The organism is Mucilaginibacter polytrichastri (assembly GCF_001911425.1).
Classification (GTDB): domain Bacteria; phylum Bacteroidota; class Bacteroidia; order Sphingobacteriales; family Sphingobacteriaceae; genus Mucilaginibacter; species Mucilaginibacter polytrichastri.
In genome coordinates this window covers 379,768-397,319 of sequence record NZ_MPPL01000001.1, presented here as the reverse complement: position 1 = coordinate 397,319, position 17,552 = coordinate 379,768, and the positions used below count along the sequence as shown (strand labels likewise).

Annotated in this window: 10 protein-coding genes; 4 read left to right on the top strand and 6 right to left on the bottom strand. The window is 42.8% G+C overall.

What is annotated here, in order from left to right:
* Nucleotides 1-273: 273 nt before the first annotated feature.
* From RG47T_RS01805 to RG47T_RS01795, 3 genes are all read right to left on the bottom strand, one after another.
* Entirely contained in the window at nt 274-4,341 is a 4,068-nt protein-coding gene (locus RG47T_RS01805) for a hybrid sensor histidine kinase/response regulator transcription factor (RefSeq protein ID WP_074487691.1), read from the bottom strand.
* Between the two features lie 172 nt (nt 4,342-4,513).
* Nucleotides 4,514-6,502: a sialate O-acetylesterase gene (locus tag RG47T_RS01800; protein ID WP_074487690.1), complete on the bottom strand. Its 1,989-nt coding sequence runs from the start codon at nt 6,500-6,502 to the stop codon at nt 4,514-4,516.
* Between the two features lie 41 nt (nt 6,503-6,543).
* Nucleotides 6,544-7,557 carry a phosphatase PAP2 family protein gene (locus RG47T_RS01795; protein ID WP_074487688.1) on the bottom strand — a complete coding sequence of 338 codons (1,014 nt, stop codon included), beginning with the start codon at nt 7,555-7,557 and terminating at the stop codon, nt 6,544-6,546.
* A gap of 192 nt (nt 7,558-7,749) precedes the next feature.
* Between RG47T_RS01795 and RG47T_RS01790 the strand changes: the two genes are divergently transcribed.
* Together RG47T_RS01790 and RG47T_RS25515 are read left to right on the top strand one after the other, a co-directional pair.
* Nucleotides 7,750-8,163: a hypothetical protein gene (locus tag RG47T_RS01790; protein ID WP_074487687.1), complete on the top strand. Its 414-nt coding sequence runs from the start codon at nt 7,750-7,752 to the stop codon at nt 8,161-8,163.
* A gap of 97 nt (nt 8,164-8,260) precedes the next feature.
* On the top strand, nt 8,261-10,918 hold the full coding sequence (locus RG47T_RS25515; RefSeq protein ID WP_083627259.1) for an ATP-binding protein: 2,658 nt from the start codon (nt 8,261-8,263) through the stop codon (nt 10,916-10,918).
* A gap of 206 nt (nt 10,919-11,124) precedes the next feature.
* Here the strand turns inward: RG47T_RS25515 and RG47T_RS01770 are convergent, their stop codons facing one another.
* Nucleotides 11,125-12,018 (bottom strand): NAD(P)H-binding protein, encoded by an 894-nt coding sequence (locus RG47T_RS01770; RefSeq protein WP_074487686.1) that lies wholly within the window; start codon nt 12,016-12,018, stop codon nt 11,125-11,127.
* Nucleotides 12,019-12,087: 69 nt separating this feature from the next.
* On the opposite strand from RG47T_RS01770, the gene RG47T_RS01765 reads away from it, so the two are divergent.
* Both RG47T_RS01765 and RG47T_RS01760 read left to right on the top strand, forming a co-directional pair.
* Complete coding sequence (locus RG47T_RS01765) at nt 12,088-12,471, top strand: winged helix-turn-helix transcriptional regulator (protein ID WP_074487684.1); 384 nt, start codon at nt 12,088-12,090, stop codon at nt 12,469-12,471.
* A 199-nt stretch (nt 12,472-12,670) separates the two neighbouring features.
* Nucleotides 12,671-13,750, top strand: coding sequence for a GAF domain-containing protein (locus tag RG47T_RS01760; RefSeq protein WP_074487683.1), 1,080 nt, complete (start codon nt 12,671-12,673; stop codon nt 13,748-13,750).
* Between the two features lie 67 nt (nt 13,751-13,817).
* Here RG47T_RS01760 and RG47T_RS01755 read toward each other — a convergent pair whose 3' ends face one another.
* Together RG47T_RS01755 and RG47T_RS01750 are read right to left on the bottom strand one after the other, a co-directional pair.
* A complete protein-coding gene (locus RG47T_RS01755) occupies nt 13,818-14,522 on the bottom strand; it encodes a DUF58 domain-containing protein (RefSeq protein WP_494337191.1) in 705 nt (234 codons plus the stop codon).
* Between the two features lie 18 nt (nt 14,523-14,540).
* Entirely contained in the window at nt 14,541-17,303 is a 2,763-nt protein-coding gene (locus tag RG47T_RS01750; RefSeq protein WP_083627257.1) for a substrate-binding domain-containing protein, read from the bottom strand.
* Nucleotides 17,304-17,552 lie beyond the last annotated feature (249 nt).

The window sequence follows — 17,552 nt, the reverse complement described above, 5'->3', positions numbered from 1 at the left end:
ATTAATTTGTTGGTTTATTGCTTTGGTTTTTTAATCGATTGCATGTTATGCAGGGCGGGCATACTAAATGCGTAACTGCTGTTTTAGGGACATATAGTTTGTACTAAAATTGGTTTATAAAAAATAACTGAATTAGAGATCAGTTGTAATTGGTAGTAACTAAGTAAAGGGGTTTTAACGTTACCGAGAGGGGTTAAAACAGTAAATTAAAGGGGGGTAATTTGGTAAAATGTAGCTTTTAGGGCATAGTTATACCTTTAGCTGCGCAAACAGTTACAGAAAGCTATCTTCTATTAAATAGGTTTTATGGAAGGCCGCCCTGTGCTTCTTAATAAACTCGGACGGCTTATCGCCAAACTGTTTAATAAAGTGCTCCCTGAAATACTTAATGTCGTTAAACCCGGCATTAAACGCCGCTTCGTTAACATTACAATTGGTGTGAATCATAATTTCGGCAGCCTTACGCAGGCGTACAAACCTTACAAAGCTGTTTACCGATTGCCCGCTGATACCTTTAATTTTTTTGAACAGGCTGGAGTAACTCATGCCCATTTCATCGGCAATAGTTTTTACATCAAAGTCGGGGTCAACGAGGTAATTTTCGATAATGGCAATGCATTTATAAAGGAAGTTCTTGTGGTCTTCTGAGATATTGCGGGCGTTTGATTTTAAGGTTACTTCGTTGTAAAAGTAATTCTGCAATTCGCGCCTGTCTTTTAAAATACCTTTAACGCGGGCCTCCAGCAGGTCTTTTTCAAAAGGTTTGCTCACAAAATCTACCGCTCCTACTTCCAGGCCTTTGAGCTTGATCTCGGGGTTCGGGTCGCCGGTAAGCAAGATCACCGGAATGTGGCTTAGCAGGGCATCCTGCTTAATAATCTGGCATAACTCTATCCCCGAAAGCCCGCCCATCATCACATCGCTAATCACCACATCGGGCAGGTACTTCTTTACCATTTCCAGCCCGGCTTCGCCGGTTTGGGCTTGGTAAATTTTATAGTGCTTCTTAAAAATATCCGTAATATACCTGCGAATCTGGTTGTTATCATCAATTACCAGAACCGATTGCCTGTCCGAGATCAGCAGTTCCAAATTGTTCACTTCTTCTTCCGGCGGCCTTACTTCGTTTATCTCATTGTTGATTAATTCATCAATAAGGTGCTGGTTGGCTTCCATCATTTCCGGCTCGGTTTCCAGCTGCAGTGGTTTACCTTTTGGCAGCTCTACAGTAAAGGTTGTACCGCCTTCGGCATTACTCATATAAGTAATATAACCATGGTGACTTTTGATGAAGCTTTTCACCAGGTACAGCCCTATCCCGAACCCGGTTTTGATGGAAGTGCTATCCTTGATCTGGTAAAATTTGTCAAACAGTTTTTCGCCGGTACCTTCGGCAATACCGCAGCCATTGTCTGACACTTCTACAAAAACGGTTACTTCTTTTTGCGAAAGCCGGATCTTAATTTCGCCGCCATTCGGAGTAAATTTAATGGCATTGGAGATGAGGTTGAACAAGGCGATTTCTATTTTCTCCCGGTCGGCCTCGATAAAAATCTGTTCCTCGCCGGCACAAAAACTGTAAGTGATATTTTTGATCCTGGCCTGGTGTACAAAGCACAAAAATACATCCTTGCATACGCACGAAAAATTGAGGGTCACCATATTTAACTGGTCGGTTTCGCTCTCGGTTTTCCGGAACAACATTAAATGATCTACCAGCCCCAGCAACCGGCGCGCGTTACGGTAAATGGTGTTCAGCTCCTCATTATCTTTATTGTGCGCATTGCGCAGCAAATCTTTTATCGGGTTAATAATCAGCGTAAGCGGCGTACGGAACTCGTGCGATACATTGGTAAAAAAAGAAAGCTTCTTTTCGTTCAATTCTTTTTCGCGCTCCACTTTCAGGTTAGCGATCTGCACCTCGTATTTTAGTTTGGTTTGCCTGATGCGATACAGCCAAAACCAGTATACCACCGTGCCTATTACCGATAAATATAGCAGATAAGCCCACCAGGTACGGTACCAGGGAGGCAGCACCATAATTTTAAAAATAAGCTGATGCGGGTTCCAGCCGCCGGCGGTGTTGGTGGCCTTAATCCGCAGGGTGTACTCGCCTTCGTTTAAACGAGTGTAGTAGGCCCTTTTTAGCTTGCCTACATTGTTCCAGCCGTGGTCCCAGCCTTCGAGGTAGTAGGCATAGCTAATTTTGTTGGGGAACGAATATTCGGGCGTGGTATAATCGATAGCAATGGTTGCATCGTAATAGGACACTGTAATTTGCTTAAGGCCAACTATCGATTGGTTGGCGGTATAATTGGAATCGCCTTCAATAGTTTTGTTATTGATATAGAGCCCGGTAAGTTTTATTTCGGGCTGGTGCACGGCCACGTTGATACTATCGGGATAAAAAATATTAAAACCATTAATGCCCCCGAATACCAGTTCGCCCGAGCTTAATTTTAATGCGGCATTAAAGTTAAACTGGTTACTCTGCAAACCGTCTGATGCGTAAAAGTTTCTGAACTTTTGCGTGGTGGTATTAAACTCGGTAAGCCCGTTGTAGGTACTGGCCCAAAGGTTACCCCCTTTATCAACCAAAACATTCAGGATAGAATTGCTGGGCAAGCCATTTGCCTCGGTAAACCGCGTGAGTTTATTTGTTAAACTGTTATATTTCAGCAGCCCGCCCCCTTCGGTGCCAACCCATAAGTTATGGCTATTATCTTCTGTAATGGATCTAACGGCGCTTTTAACCCCTATAAACTGATGCACTTTTTTAGCAAGATCTATTTTGATCAACCGCGAGTAATCTCCGGCCCAAAGCGTACCGTTATGGTCTTCAAAAATGGCGTGGATGTTGGTGAGCTGTTCATCAAACATCATGAATTTATCTGTAGTGCCATTGTACCTGTACAATGCCCCGCCACGCGTGGTACCTGCCCAGATCTGGTGGTGCGAGTCGAGGTATAATTTCCAGAGGTTTTTATCAATAACCTTGGTAGCCGGGTTATAGCAATCATAATGTATAAACCGATGTGCCTGGCCGTCCCAGCGGTCTATCCCACCACTAAACATGGCCACCCAGATCTGATTTTTGTGGTCTTTAATAATGCTGACCACAAAGTTACTGCTTAACGATGCCGGGTTATCGCTATGCACATAATTGGTGTACCGGTTTTTCTTCCGGTCCCAATAACTCAGGCCCCCGCCATCAGTACCAATCCATAAATTATGCTGCTCATCCTCGCAAAACGACAGGCTGAAGTTGTTCACCACACTATTGCTGCTCAGCGCATTGTGGGTAATCAGCCTAAACTGGTTAACGTCGTTGTCTACAATATTTACGCCTCCCCGCAGGGTAGCAACCCAGGTGCGGCCTTCGTTATCCTCATAGATCATACTAATGGCATCGCTATGCAGTGTAGCAGTAACGTCCTTGCCACTTACCATATAACTTAATTGCTGCTTAGCGGTATCTAATACATTTACGCCCCCGCCATTGGTGCCTATCCATAAATTACCCGACTTCGAGAAATTAAGGTCGACGATGTTTTCGCTGGTCAGTTTTACAGCTGCATTTGCAAACCTTGATAAATGGCGGGTGGCTAATTGATAGGTGTACAGGCCATTATCTGTCCCTATCCAAATGTTGGCATGGTTATCTGTTAAAAGGCAATTGGCCGATTTTAACTCGGTGCTAACAACCTCCAATATATGGCTTTGCCTATTTAGCTTGCAAAGACCCACATTGCGAATAAACAGCCATACTTGGTTAGCACCATCAATACGGATAGCCTGTACGCTATAGGTTTTGTTAGCCTTGCCCAGTACAACCTGCCTGCTAACTCCCTCGCGCTGGTTATAGATAAATAAGCCTGCATAGTCTGTGCCTATGTAAACATCGCCCTGTGTGCCGGTAACCAGCGAAGTAATGTTAGAAGTTATTTTTTGCCTGCCGGCTTTATGGCCCGCCAAATAAAATACCGGGTAAAACCGGGCATCGTTATAATTATAATAAACAAGCCCGCTTAAAGTGCCTACAAAAACCTTATTACCCGAGCCGGTAAGTTTATTAACGTGATTATCATTTAATGATCGGGCATCGCCCCATATGTTTCTAAAAATGCGTACAGTACTGCCATCATACCGGTTTAAACCATCGTAGGTGCCAATCCAAACAAAGCCATGCCGGTCTTTATAAATATTGGTAACCGAGTTGTTAGACAATCCCTGTTCGATGCCTAAATATTTTACGGGCTGAAAACCGAAACCTGTTTTACATAAAAGTAAAATACAGCAGATAAAAATACAAGACAACCAGGGTTGCAAAACTCTTTTCATCAATCAGGAAAATTAGCAGGTATAATTGGGTTACAAAACCAAATTTATCAATAAAATGGTGACGGCATATAGCCGATTGATTTTTCTATCCAACACCTGCTTATTTACCGGCAACACTGATTTTAATGAGCTGAGATTGCTGAAGGTGTTCCTGCTGCAGGTTATATAGCAATTACGGAACCAGTTTAACATTGTCGGTAATGCCCGCCCAGGTATCAGACCTGAAAGGCCCTACCGGTAAGCCTGCCCCGCCAAACAAATTAGCATCAACGGGCGAATCGCTCCAGGCATAGCGCACGGCAACGGGCTGCTGTACTGCTGTGCTCCATACTTTTACTGTATTGTTGATGAGCTGAGCCTGTGCGTAATGAAAAACATGATCATTTCCGGCTACTTCAAACCCTTTTAAATAGCCGTATTTATCTTTAACAGTTAAAGGGCCATTGGCATCATTAAATGTAACCAGCGCATAATTTTGCTGAAAAGTGGCCGAGTTGAACAATGGGCTTACCGCCACATCTGCATAATGGTAAACCCTGTTTAACGCCACACCCGCAGCCCGGTAGCCAAACGGCGCTTTATTGGTGGGATGAAGGTTATTGGGGTCGCCAATATCTGTAGTTACAACTAAAGCAGAGTCGGCATATTTAACTGCCACAGCGGCCTGTGCTTCTCTCAGCTCGGCCCAGGTACTTCCCTGGTTACTATTTTGCGTTGGGCCGTATGCCGGCAACTGCATCACCACAAAAGGCAGTTTGCTTTTCCATTGATTTCGCCAGTCGCCAATCATTGTAGCAAGTACATCGCGGTATTGAAATGCCCGCCCGGCGTTAGATTCGCCCTGGTACCATAAAACACCCGCAACAGACAGGGGGATCAAAGGTGCTATCATCCCGTTATACAGGGTAGCTACCGTATTGTTAGGCATTAACTCCATATGGTATGGCTTGGCCCAGTCTGCCATTAAACGCCATTTGTTATCCATTAAGGATACCGTGGTATCGGCCAGTTTTATAAAAAGATCCTGTTTATCACCATTGAGGCCAAAGCCAAACCAGGCAGGGTTCTTTTGATTTGTTTGCAGGTTAAGTAACAGGCTATTATCGCCAGCTTTCCAGGTTCCCGCAGGGATGTTAATGGGAGTTCCTTCGGGTAAATCTCCTTTATAAACCACATTGCCGTTAATAGCAATCGCCATTTTTGCATCTGTATGGCCCAACCGTAAAACGGATGCAACTTTTGCCTGTGCACTATCTAAAGTTACTATACGCTGCATAAAGCCCTCGCCCCTAAAGGCCGACCATTTGCCCTGCCACATCCAGGCACCAGGTGTGCCGGTGTTCCAGCTGTTAAAAAATGAGGCTGGGGCAGCTGCCAATTGCTCAAATGTGTAAAGTGTTGCTGCCTGGTTGTGGTAAGCATAGTTTTTAATATCCTGCTCTACCTTGCTTTTAACTTCATCAAGGCTGTTTGGCTGGCTTTTAGCTATTGCGTTTAACGTTGCAGATTTAAGCATAGCATCTTTGCTTACCCAGCACTCGGCCTGTGTGCCACCCCAGCTGCTATGAACCAGCCCAACAGTTACGTGCAGCTGCGCAGCTAATTGTTTGGCAAAGTAATAACCTACGGCTGTAAAATCGCCAATGGTAGCAGCGCCGGCCGGCACCCAGGCACCTGCGTCTAGCTCTTTTTCGGGGTTAATACTCATGCGGTGCGGTACAAAAAACTGCCGCACGGCAAGCCTGCTTGCAACCTTTTGCTCTTGTTGATAGCCATCCGAATTTTTGAGTACAAACTCCATATTAGACTGGCCCGAACAAAGCCACACTTCGCCCATCATAATGTCTTTGTATTGCAGCGTATCAGCACCGCATGATATGGTCATGGTGTATGGCCCGCCCTCCTTCATCGGCTGCAATGTTGCTTTCCATGAACCATCTGCCTTAGTACGGGTACTAATTAATTGCCCGTTAAAGCTTAACCTTAGTGCCGTGTTTTTTTTGGCGTTTCCCCATACCACCACCGGTTTGTTACGCTGCAGCACCATATGGTCTCCAAATATTTTGGAGGTAAGCAGTTGTGCCTTCGCAACAAAAACCGTGCTGGCTAAAAACACAGCCAACAGCAGTACCCGGGTTAAAAGGAAATACTTTTTAGACATATAATTTAAATCTCGTTCTTTATATTGGTTAGGCAAGTTGGTTAAAGCGAAACCGCCAGGGTAAGGCCCGTCATATTGGTAGATATAGCGGGTAACACCTGGTAGTTAAAGTCTATTTTGTGCTTATGGTTTATGCCCATTTGCTTTTCCCGTTCTTTTTTTTCTGCCTGCTTCTTTTCCATCAGCCGCGAACTGCTTACAATACCTTGCCCTATCAGGGTGCCCAGTAAACCGCCTGCTACCATATCGCCAACCCAATGCTGGTGCGAATCTACATCGGCAAAAAAGATAACGGTAACGGCGCCATAGGGTATCCAGTAATTATGAAATTCCATGGCCATTACCTTGGCTACAGCAAAATATGCGGTGGCATGCATAGACGGGAAAGATGTACCGGTAGGGCCGGTTCCAAAATTAATGGCGCGAAAGTTAAAAAAGTCGTGCGGGTTATCTGTATAGGGCTTTCTTGGCGGCTTGCCATCGCTCAGTGTCGGGTCGGGCCTTTCCCTGGCAAATATAGCTTTTAGGGTTACCTGCGTAATAAGGTACGAGTATGCTAATGCTTTTGCCGAGTTAAGCGCAGCCATTTGCCCTGTTTTGTAGTTGCCGGCCAGCGAACCAGCATACAGACCAGCAATAGCATAATCTAAGTAAGCATCATTACCGTAAAAGAAACGCGAGCTACCTGCACCGGGGAGTTTGGGGAGTTTATAGTTGACGTTCTTTTCAACATGATCCTGGTACCATTGGGTTATTGGTTTATCGGCCAGTACTAATAATGATATGCCCCCCAAATAAGCGGCTGTTTTACGCCAGTCTTTCCCCAGAATATGCCCCATTTGTGCAAAATCGCCGGGCGTGCTCAGCACAAATGTTTTCAATGATTTTCCGGCAGTTTGCAGGTGGCCGTCTTTTACGGCCATGGTATCGGGCAGCACACTGGTGGTGTCTGCCATCGGTGCCGCTTTAATAGAATCGCGCTGTTGTGCTAAACCGGGAAAGGTAATTAATATAGAAAGGAATAAAATGGCGGCAATCTTTGTCAATATTGTCATCAAGGGGATATTTATTTAAAATAACTCAAAAAAACTTGGTTAGCCAAATTAGTTATAATTAAGGCAACAACTTATGAGTGATAGCTTTTTTTCGATGACAATCACCCGCTTGTAATAAAATACGATTAACCTAAATTATCGCTCCCCGTTAACAACAGGATCTGCTTTTTTAACGTATATAGCTTAAGCAATATGAAAAGTATACTGTTAATTACGTTTATGTTGGTATTGGCAGGCAGTGCAAATGCCCAGGTAGGTGGTATGCCAAGAGAATTAACCTGCACCGAAGAAGCTTTTAACTTTAAGGTAAGCATTAAATCGGGCTGGCATTTTGGCCAGGTTAGTATGGGGCCTTCAGGATTGCCTAAAAACACCCCGGATTATTTAACAGTACGCTCTTTTAATGAAAAATTGCCCCAAACACATTTGCCTGACAATAATCTTAGCACAACACCCCTGCAACGTAAAATAATCCCGCTTATGCCTAATAACTTGATGTTGCCATCTTTTAATAAACTCAATTACATATTTCCCTATAACAGTAAATTTGCGCAGTTAATAAACTATAACAACAGCAAACTTCTCTTTCAGGCCGGTTTAAAATAAAGTACATTGTATGATAAACTGCGCCAATTGCGAATCGAATTACAATTACGTCGGCTGAAAATTCTTATCTTTGCCCGATAATTACGCTCATTCACGAATGATTGATCCGACTGTAAATTTCAGCGATAAAATGCTTCTCGATGTGCTTGCACAGTCTAACGAAGCTACTGCAATTTATAACAGCGAATCACTTCACATCCGGTTTGTTAACGATGCCATGCTCAAGATCTGGGGCAAGGACAAAAGCGTTACCGGGAAAACATTCGAACAGGCTATTCCCGAAATAGTGGGCCAGCCTTTTACGGCGCTTCTTAAAGAAGTTTGGCGTAGCGGTAATACCTATATCGCCCAAAAAACGCCGGCCAATTTGGTAGTAGGTGGTTCACTCCAAACATTTTATTTTGATTTTGAATACCGGGCCATTAAAAATGAGCGTGGCGAAACACTGTGCATTTTACACAGCGCAACCGATGTAACCCAACAAGTAGTGAGCAAGGAAGCCCTTGCGCATGCGCGAGTGCAACAGGAAGCCTTAGAAAATGAGCAGGCTTTGAATGAGGAACTGGCTGCTGCTAATAAAGATCTGACCACCGCGAATGACGCAATGCATCATGCGCAACGAGGTTTGCAAGAATTTAATGAAGAACTGGAGGAACGGGTAATGCTACGTACCCGGGCTGCCGAAGCTGCAAAGTACAGATTGGAGGCTATGGTGATGAACACACCGATTGCCATGACCATTTTAAGAAGCAAGGCGTTAATTGTAGAGATTGCCAACCAACCCATGCTGGATGTATGGCGCAGAACAGCCGACCAGGTTATTGGCCGTGGTTTGGTTGAGATTTTCCCCGAACTTAAGGACCAACCTAACCCCGAAAGAATGCGTGGGGTATTGGATTCTGGCAAACGCTTTTCCCTGCCCGAAACAGAAGTAATTTTGGGTACTGTAAACGGCGAATTAAAAAAGCATTACGCAAGGTTCTCTTACGACCCTATTTTTGAAGCTGATGGCAGTATTAATTCCATATTGGTTACCGTAATTAATATTACCGACGAGGTAACCAACAGGCAAAAATTAGAAGCAAGCCGCGCTGAATTATTGGAAAACAGCGAGAAACTTACCCTGCTGAACGACGAGCTATCTGCACTGAATGAAGAGCATCAATCTACCAATGAGGAGCTCAACGCACTTAACGAAGAATACCAGGTTATTAACGACAACCTGTTAAGCACTAACGAATCGCTTGAGCTTATACAAACTCAACTACAAACATCTAATAACAAGTTGATTGAAAATGAGTATAGGACGCGTAGTATATTAGAACAGGCACCTGTTGGGCTATGCGTGTTGAGGGGGCCCGAGCATATTATTGAAATAGCCAACGAAAGTATATTGAAAATTTGGGGACGGGCCGAGGTGGAAGTACTGGGAAAACCCCATCACATAGCTCGGCCGGAGTTAAATGGACAACCTGTTTATCAATGGCTCGATGATGTATTTGCTACCGGGGTAACAAAAGCCAATAATGAGTTTAGGGTTATGCTATACACAGATGGCGGAAAATTGCGGGAAGCGTATGTAAACTCCATCTATCACCCGCTCAAAAACGCACAAAACGAGATAACCGGTGTATTGGTTATCCTGGAGGAAATAACAGAACGGATAATAACAAGTCAAGAGAACCGGAAAACAGAAGACATGCTTAACCTGGCCATACAGGCGGGCGAACTGGGCACATTTTACTATGATCCAGTAACCAACTTGTTTTCAGGAAATGATTTACTAAAATCGTGGTTTGGCTTACAACCCGGCGATACCATTGACCTTAGCTATGTAACCGGTGCCATAGCTGAAACAGACCGCGACAGGGTTAGCCGTGCTACACAGCAAGCTTTAAATTTTGAGATGGGCGGCAACTACGAAATTGATTACACTATTATACATCCCGCAACAAAAGAGCCGCGTATTGTAAGGGCTAAAGGCAAGGCCACGTTTAACCAGCAAGGCGAAGCCATCAGCATGAATGGAACACTGCAAGATATTACCGAAAGCAAGCAGGACGAGCAGCGAAAGAATGATTTTATAGGCATGGTTAGTCATGAGCTTAAAACACCGCTTACTTCGCTGGGCGGTTATGTTCAGATACTACAAGCCAGGGCCGAAAAAAACCAGGATGCATTTACTTCGGGCGCGCTTACCAAAGCCAATAACCAGGTAAAGAAAATGACAACCATGATCAATGGTTTCCTTAACCTTTCGCGACTAGAGTCTGGTAAGATTCATTTAGACAAGCAGCGGTTTAAACTGGATGAGCTGGTTAAAGATATTATAGATGAAATGGCATTAATTACAGCCAGTCACACCATCATACTGCTGCCTTGCAATCCCATAACCATTTATGCCGACATGGATAAGATAGGTAACGTTATATCAAACCTTTTATCTAATGCCATAAAATACTCCCCCAATAATTTTAATATTGAGGTGCAATGCAAGGTAAAAGAAAACCATGCGTTGCTAAGCGTTAAAGACAATGGGTTTGGCATAGCCGACAAAGACATTGAACACCTTTTTGACAGATACTATAGGGTAGAATCAAACCATACCCAAACCATCTCCGGGTTTGGTATTGGCTTATACCTCAGCGCCGAAATCATTGAGCGCCATGACGGCCGGATATGGGTGGAAAGCGAACCAGGCAAGGGAAGTACCTTTGGCTTTACTTTGCCATTGACCGAGCCCCTCTCTGTTTAAAAAGACGAAAGTACAAAAACCCTTAGCTTCCACTAAGAGTTTCTGTATCTGTGGTAGCTACCGTCCAAATCTCGAACTATTTCCTATCTGATTTACGTTTAATTGCCTATTTAGACTTAAAAATGAATTTTGGAATGAATAGGAATCTATTTAAAAGCTATGCATAATGAAGGCTGTAGAACAAGTAAGGTAAGGCTCGACGACGATTACTTTTCTGCATACGCAGCAGCAAAACGGTTAGCGAAATCTTCCAATCGAAAAGTACCTTTAACAACATTAGCACTTTTCCAGTAATCTTCCTGCATTTTGCCATTACGGATGGATTGTCCCATATCACGATATAACGCGGCAAAACTCTGATTAAGTCCTGCCTGTACCATTCCGGTGTAAGCGTCTTCATCGCTGAAGTTAATCCATGGCAGTTCATTTTTTCCAATTGCGGCGCCAAGTATCGCAGCAATTTCACCCGGTTTTCTTTCGTCACTTGAAATATAGGTAATCGTTTGTCCATCGGTAAAGGGTGTCTTTAATTGCTCCGCAGCCACACTTACTATATCGTCAGTATCTACTAAGACCAGCTTTTCTTCTGTATTACCGAAATTGCTGCCCGCAATACCTGCTTGCTTGATCAAACCAATCTGGCTGTATAAATTATTAAAGAAATATGACGGGCGCAGAATTTTAAGGTGAAGGCCAGGAATTTCGCTTAGCTTTGCTTCGAGGTATCCTAATGCATCAATTGGGCCTGCGCCTTTACGCAAATGTGCTCCTATACTGCTGAGCAAAACGACCTTCTCAATCCCAGCCGTTTTTACAGCTTCTGCATATTTATCTGCAACTTTAATCTGGAAAGCACCGTAATCTTGTATGGAAAAATCACTCGGTATCATCAAATAGGCAATATCTTTACCTTTAAAAACTCCTTTCAAAAACTCAAGGTCTGTAGCAGACCCTATAGCTGCTTTGGCGCCGAGGGTTTCTATCTTTTCTTTTTTATCTGCGTTGGAGCTGATCACAGTTACAGTGTGACCTGCGGCAATTAAACTTTTAGTAACGGGCAGGCTGATATTGCCCAATGAACCGGTGATGAGGTAATTCATATTTTGTTTTTTGTTGTACAAAGTTATATTTGTACTTACTTTATAACAAGTACTTACCCCAGAGTACGTATGACTAAAATTAAAGAAAGCTCGACTTACCATGCCAACCGGGAAATTGTTCTGAATGAATGCCCGGTGACTTACGTTATGAATAAAATCGGCGGCCATTGGAAACCAATCATTCTTTACCATTTGCTTTCTGGTAGCAAACGATATAGTGAACTTAAAAAGGCAATGCCGCATATCACCGAAAAAATGCTGATTCAACACCTAAAACAACTGCAAACAGATAAATTGCTTATTCGCGAAGCAAAGACGGTAATGCCCTTGTTTGTAACTTATACTTTAACCGAAAGCGGAACTGCTTTGAAAACAGTAATAAACGCCATGGCTGAATGGGCATATCTTGATATGAAAAGCCAGGCTGTTTCTGTGACAAATTGTTTATTGTAACCAAACCACGTTTCCCCTAATAACGTAACAAAAACTTACACAATCATGAACCCTTTTTGCTGGCGATACCGATCTGATTAATAAAACACAACCGGTGATCGCCCTATAGCCAAATATCCCAGCGATGATTAAAAGTAAAAATTTGTCTCGATGGAAATCTATTACCGATGCTAAAGAAGGTATCGAAGCTTATTAAAATATGCCTCACCAGGAAACACAAAGACTGCAGGCTGTTCACAGGTTTTTAAACCTGAAATTCAGCAAAGAAAAAGAACTTAAGGAAATTATCCGTTTAGCGGCTACCATTTGCGGTACCCCAACAGCGCTGCTCACGCTTATTGACAAGGATACCCAATATATCAAGTTCAGACAGGCATTTGATTTTGAAACTACTTTGCGCAAAGATGCATTTTGTAACCATGTGATCGAACAGGATGAGGTGATTGTTGTACCAGACGCCAAATTGGATAGCAGGTTTGTTAATAACCCCCTTGTTAACAACGATCCAAATATTAGGTTCTATGCCGGAGCCCCTTTAGTAACTAACGATGGTCATCGTCTCGGCAGTTTATGTGTTATAAACCAAATACCCGGACAGCTAACTGAAAACCAACAACTCATGTTAATGATTTTGGCTAAACAAGCCATGCAGTTGATGGATTTTGATGAGAGTTTGAACTTACTTAAAGAGCAGTTCAACGAGGCTAAACGTTCGGAAATCGAACTTCGGTCGTTTTTTGAAAGTTCTATGGACCATCATTTGCTTCTTGGAAGAAATTTCGAAATACTAGCCTTCAATAAAGCTTGGGGAAATCATGTCATAAACGCCTATGGAAGACAGATGGAAAAAGGGAAACCTATGATAGATTATATCCATCCTGACAATCTCCATCTTTTTTACAAAGATTACCAGACCGCTTTAAAAGGTACCGCTGTTTATGATGAGCGCAACCTTGGGCAAAGCAGAAATAATTGGAGGTTAGTAAAATTTGAGCCGGCTTTTAATCCTGCCGGCGAAATAATCGGCGTTTCTGTCAATACAGCTGATGTAAATAAAAGAATAGAACACGAAAACACCGTAAAAGCGCAGACGGAGCAGCTCAATGAGATTGCCTTTATTCAATCTCATGAACTACGTAAGCCAGTGGCATCGATACTTGGGTTAATGGATCTGATCAGAATGGATGGAAGAAATGAGGGGATGGAAGAATGGCTGATGCTGGAAAAGGCTGTGCAAGAGCTTGATGATAAAATACGGATGATCATCAAGGTAATCTGAGCATATATTGTTGCCATCCATTTTACGTGGCTGGTTTTTACATTATTTGTGGAGGCGTATTAACCGCTTATAATTTTTGGGCCGCTTTTATTTCAAGGTACCGGTTAAGGCTATTTACGGTTAAATTTTGCGGTGGGGTTAATATACATTGTATGCCGTGGCGCGTAAGTTCTTTTACAATCAGTTTTTTCTCATACATAAACTTTTCGGCTATTGTTTTTATATAAACACCTTCAACATCGTTGGCCGGCTGGCGGCTCAGATTGCGCAAACCTGTATTTTCAAAAAATATTACTACCAGTAAATGATATTTGGCAATACGTTTTAAATAAGGTAATTGTCTTTGCAAGCCCGATAGGCTCTCAAAATTAGTAAAAAACATAACCAGGCTACGCTGCTTTAATGTGCCGCGTATGGTTGAATAAAGCAGGTCCATATCGGTTTCGGTATAGCGCGTTTTCTCTTTATACAGCACCTCCATTATTTTGTTAAGTTGCGTAGGCCCTCGCTCGGCAGGTATAACCGCGCCTTTTTTATCTGAAATGGTTATTAACCCGGCTTTATCTTGTTTTAACAGCGCTACGCTTGATAAGACCAAACTGGCGTTAATGGCATGATCAAGCATGCTAAGACCATCAAAAGGCATTTTCATTACCCGCGATTTATCGATGACGCAATACATGTGCTGCGCCCGCTCTTCGGTATAATTATTTACCATTAAGGAACCGTGCCGCGCAGTAGCCTTCCAATTCACGGTACGCGGGTCACCCAACTTAAATCTTCATGTTAATCACGAAGTCTGCTTGCGCTTAAACTCGCTTGGGGTACAATTGTACTGCGCCTTAAATACAGTCGAAAAATAGTTGGGGCTTGCAAAGCCTACCATGTAGGTTATCTCGGAGATGGAATATCCTTCATGGGTTAACAGATATCTCGCTTTTTTTAACCTTCGGTTTAAAATGTAATCGGTAATGCTACAACCTAACAGGGCTTTTACTTTACGATATAACTGTACCCGCGAAATGCCGATGGTTTTGCAGATATCATCTACATTAAAGTTTTCATTGGCTAGGTTTTGCTCAACAATACCTGTAAAATCGTTAAGAAATTTTTTATCGAGCGATTTTGATGCCGGTATTTTGCCATGACTTACATCGCTTGTAAAATGTTCTTTAAGTATCACCCTATTTTTAAGCAGGTTTTTTACTGTTGCCAGCAGCTGATCATAATTAAAAGGTTTTACCATATAAACATCGGCCATGCTGCTAATGCCATCAATTTGCTGCTCTACGCTGGCCTGCGCCGTAAGCAAAATAACCGGGATGTGCGATGTACGCATATCTGTTTTTAGGTTTTCGGTAATTACTTTCCCCGACATACCTGGTAGTACAACATCTGATATAATAAGGTCGGGCACTTTTTCAAACGCTTCTGCCAAACCCTGCAATCCATTATCTGCCGTGAACACCTCGTAATCGGCACCCAATTTATCGGCAAGGTAGCCCAGCAAATCGGCATTATCTTCAATTACCAGGATAGATTGCTCTTTAGGGCTGCCAAGGCCTGTCGAATCCACTTTTATTTCGTCTTGTTCAAGGTCGGTAGTATAAATGCGCGAGCGCTCGTCAATGGCAGCGGTGCTAACCGGTTTATAATGTTGGCCGGTACTATAATTGTAAGGGTTGCCCAGTGGCAGTGAAATGGTAAAAATAGTTCCATGCCATTTTTTACTGCTTACTTTAATGCAGCCATGATGTAGCAAAACAATCTCTTTAGATAAAGAAAGCCCCAAGCCAGATCCCTTTGTATTGCCGTTATCGGCCTGGTAAAACTGGTCGAAAATATGTTCAGTTTCTTCGGGCTCCATGCCTATGCCATTATCCTGTATGGCTATTTCAACATCGTTGGTATTTTGGGTAAAAGTTACTATGATGCGGCCGTTATCTTTAATAAACTTAAGTGCATTAGATAATAGGTTAAAGAAAACTTTATCAAGCATATTACTATCAAACCAAACGCTTATATTTTTTTCTGCCGATACCAGGCTCAGCGTAATATTCCGTTTACGGGCATTGTGCTGAAAGCTATCCATAATGTCGGTAACAAAATGTACCAGGTTGTTTGGCGACGCGTTAATTTGCTGTTTATCATATTCAATTTTGCGGTAGTCTATCAACTGGTTAACCAACCTTAACAGCCTAAACGTATTTTTATGTATTAGCTTTAAATTTTTGCCGGCTATAATATTCAGTTTCTCGTTCTTCATCATATCCTCAACCGGCGACAGGATGAGCGTTAAAGGCGTACGAAACTCGTGCGAGATATTGGTAAAAAAGTTCAGCTTGGCTTCGGTAGCAACTTCGGCCCTGGCCGACATTTCCATCAGTTGGTTGCGCTGCAGCAAAATTTCGTTATTTTTTACTTCCAGGCTTTTGTTGATCTTTCGGTTCTCCATCAGCCAGTAAAAAGCAAGCCCTCCAAAAACAATGGCCAGCACCAAGGTTATTACAATAATATTTAAAACCAACTGCTGGCTGTTATAAACCTGTCGCTGCTCTTCCAATAGCGATTGCTGCCTTTCAATATCCTTCTGCTGGTTGTTAATTTTGTTCCACTGCATTTTCATGAGCTGCACATTGGTTGAATCGATAACAAGCGATTGCAGGATGTTTTCTTTAGAAAAAGCTTCTTTATTCAGAATCCTGAACGCGGTGGTAATGGCCTCTTTGCCGCCTGTGGGGTATACTAAACTGGCATCAATAGTTTTTGATGCTACCATTTGCAGGCCTCCGCCGGCTCCAGGCATAGCATCGACTCCTAATACTTTAACATGGTGGTTTAAATGCAGGTTGTTTAGCACCTCCCTGGATGCGCCTGCCATTACATCGTTGTGGGCAAACAGGGCATCGGCTGTTTTTAAATCGGGCTTTACCTGGTAAAGTTGTTTTTGGGCATGGTCCTTAAGCCAATCGCCATATACCTGTGCTTTGATATGGATATTATTAAATTTAGCCAGGGCATCGCTAAACCCCCTGTGCCGTTCAATTGCAGGCGAAGAACCGGGTAGTCCCATCACCTCTACAATGTTGCCTTTGCCCAAGTTATTGCCTATATATTCGCCGGCCATTTTGCCAATCTGGTAATTATCGGCGCCAACATACGCTGTATAAAGGTCTGACGACGTTTTACGGTCAATTACAATTACCGGGATACCTTTATTGTAGGTTTGCTCAACTATACCGGTTAAAGGTTGTGCTTCATTGGGCGATATAATGAGCAGATCGATGCCTTCATCCAGCATTTGCTTTACTTGTTTAATTTGTTTTTTGCTGCTGTTATCGGCATCAGCATAAATGAAACGGGCATCGGGATGTAAAGAAAGCTCCATTTTCATTTCGTCCAGCATATTGCGCCGCCACAGGTCTGAGCCCACACATTGCGAAAAGCCTATGGTATACTGTGATGTTTTGTCGGCTTTTTTACAGCCGGTAAACAACATTACTATACATAAGGTTGGCAATAACAGGTTGCGCAATTTATAAAGCAAAGCCATTAAAAAATATTAAGTAAACGTTTAAGCCCGGTTTTATTGGTTAATACAATCCTTTTGGGTGGGGATGTATACAAAAGTATCGATAAATATTTTTACAATACAAATAATAACCCCTGGCCAAAGGCTGCCACTTGTGTCATCATGTATCAAAACTGGAAATACAATGTATCAAAATCAAACATTCGGCTGATACAGAATTGAAATTAATTTTATTTCACTGATAATCAATAGATTAAAATTGATTTAATT

Excerpts from the sequence above, each read along its gene's own strand:
- RG47T_RS01805 (WP_074487691.1), bottom strand. The coding sequence starts at position 4,341 with ATGAAAAGAGTTTTGCAACCCTGGTTGTCTTGTATTTTTATCTGCTGT.
- RG47T_RS01790 (WP_074487687.1), top strand. The coding sequence starts at position 7,750 with ATGAAAAGTATACTGTTAATTACGTTTATGTTGGTATTGGCAGGCAGT.
- RG47T_RS01800 (WP_074487690.1), bottom strand. The coding sequence starts at position 6,502 with ATGTCTAAAAAGTATTTCCTTTTAACCCGGGTACTGCTGTTGGCTGTG.
- RG47T_RS01760 (WP_074487683.1), top strand. The coding sequence starts at position 12,671 with ATGCCTCACCAGGAAACACAAAGACTGCAGGCTGTTCACAGGTTTTTA.
- RG47T_RS01770 (WP_074487686.1), bottom strand. The coding sequence starts at position 12,018 with ATGAATTACCTCATCACCGGTTCATTGGGCAATATCAGCCTGCCCGTT.
- RG47T_RS01765 (WP_074487684.1), top strand. The coding sequence starts at position 12,088 with ATGACTAAAATTAAAGAAAGCTCGACTTACCATGCCAACCGGGAAATT.
- RG47T_RS01750 (WP_083627257.1), bottom strand. The coding sequence starts at position 17,303 with ATGGCTTTGCTTTATAAATTGCGCAACCTGTTATTGCCAACCTTATGT.
- RG47T_RS01795 (WP_074487688.1), bottom strand. The coding sequence starts at position 7,557 with ATGACAATATTGACAAAGATTGCCGCCATTTTATTCCTTTCTATATTA.
- RG47T_RS25515 (WP_083627259.1), top strand. The coding sequence starts at position 8,261 with ATGATTGATCCGACTGTAAATTTCAGCGATAAAATGCTTCTCGATGTG.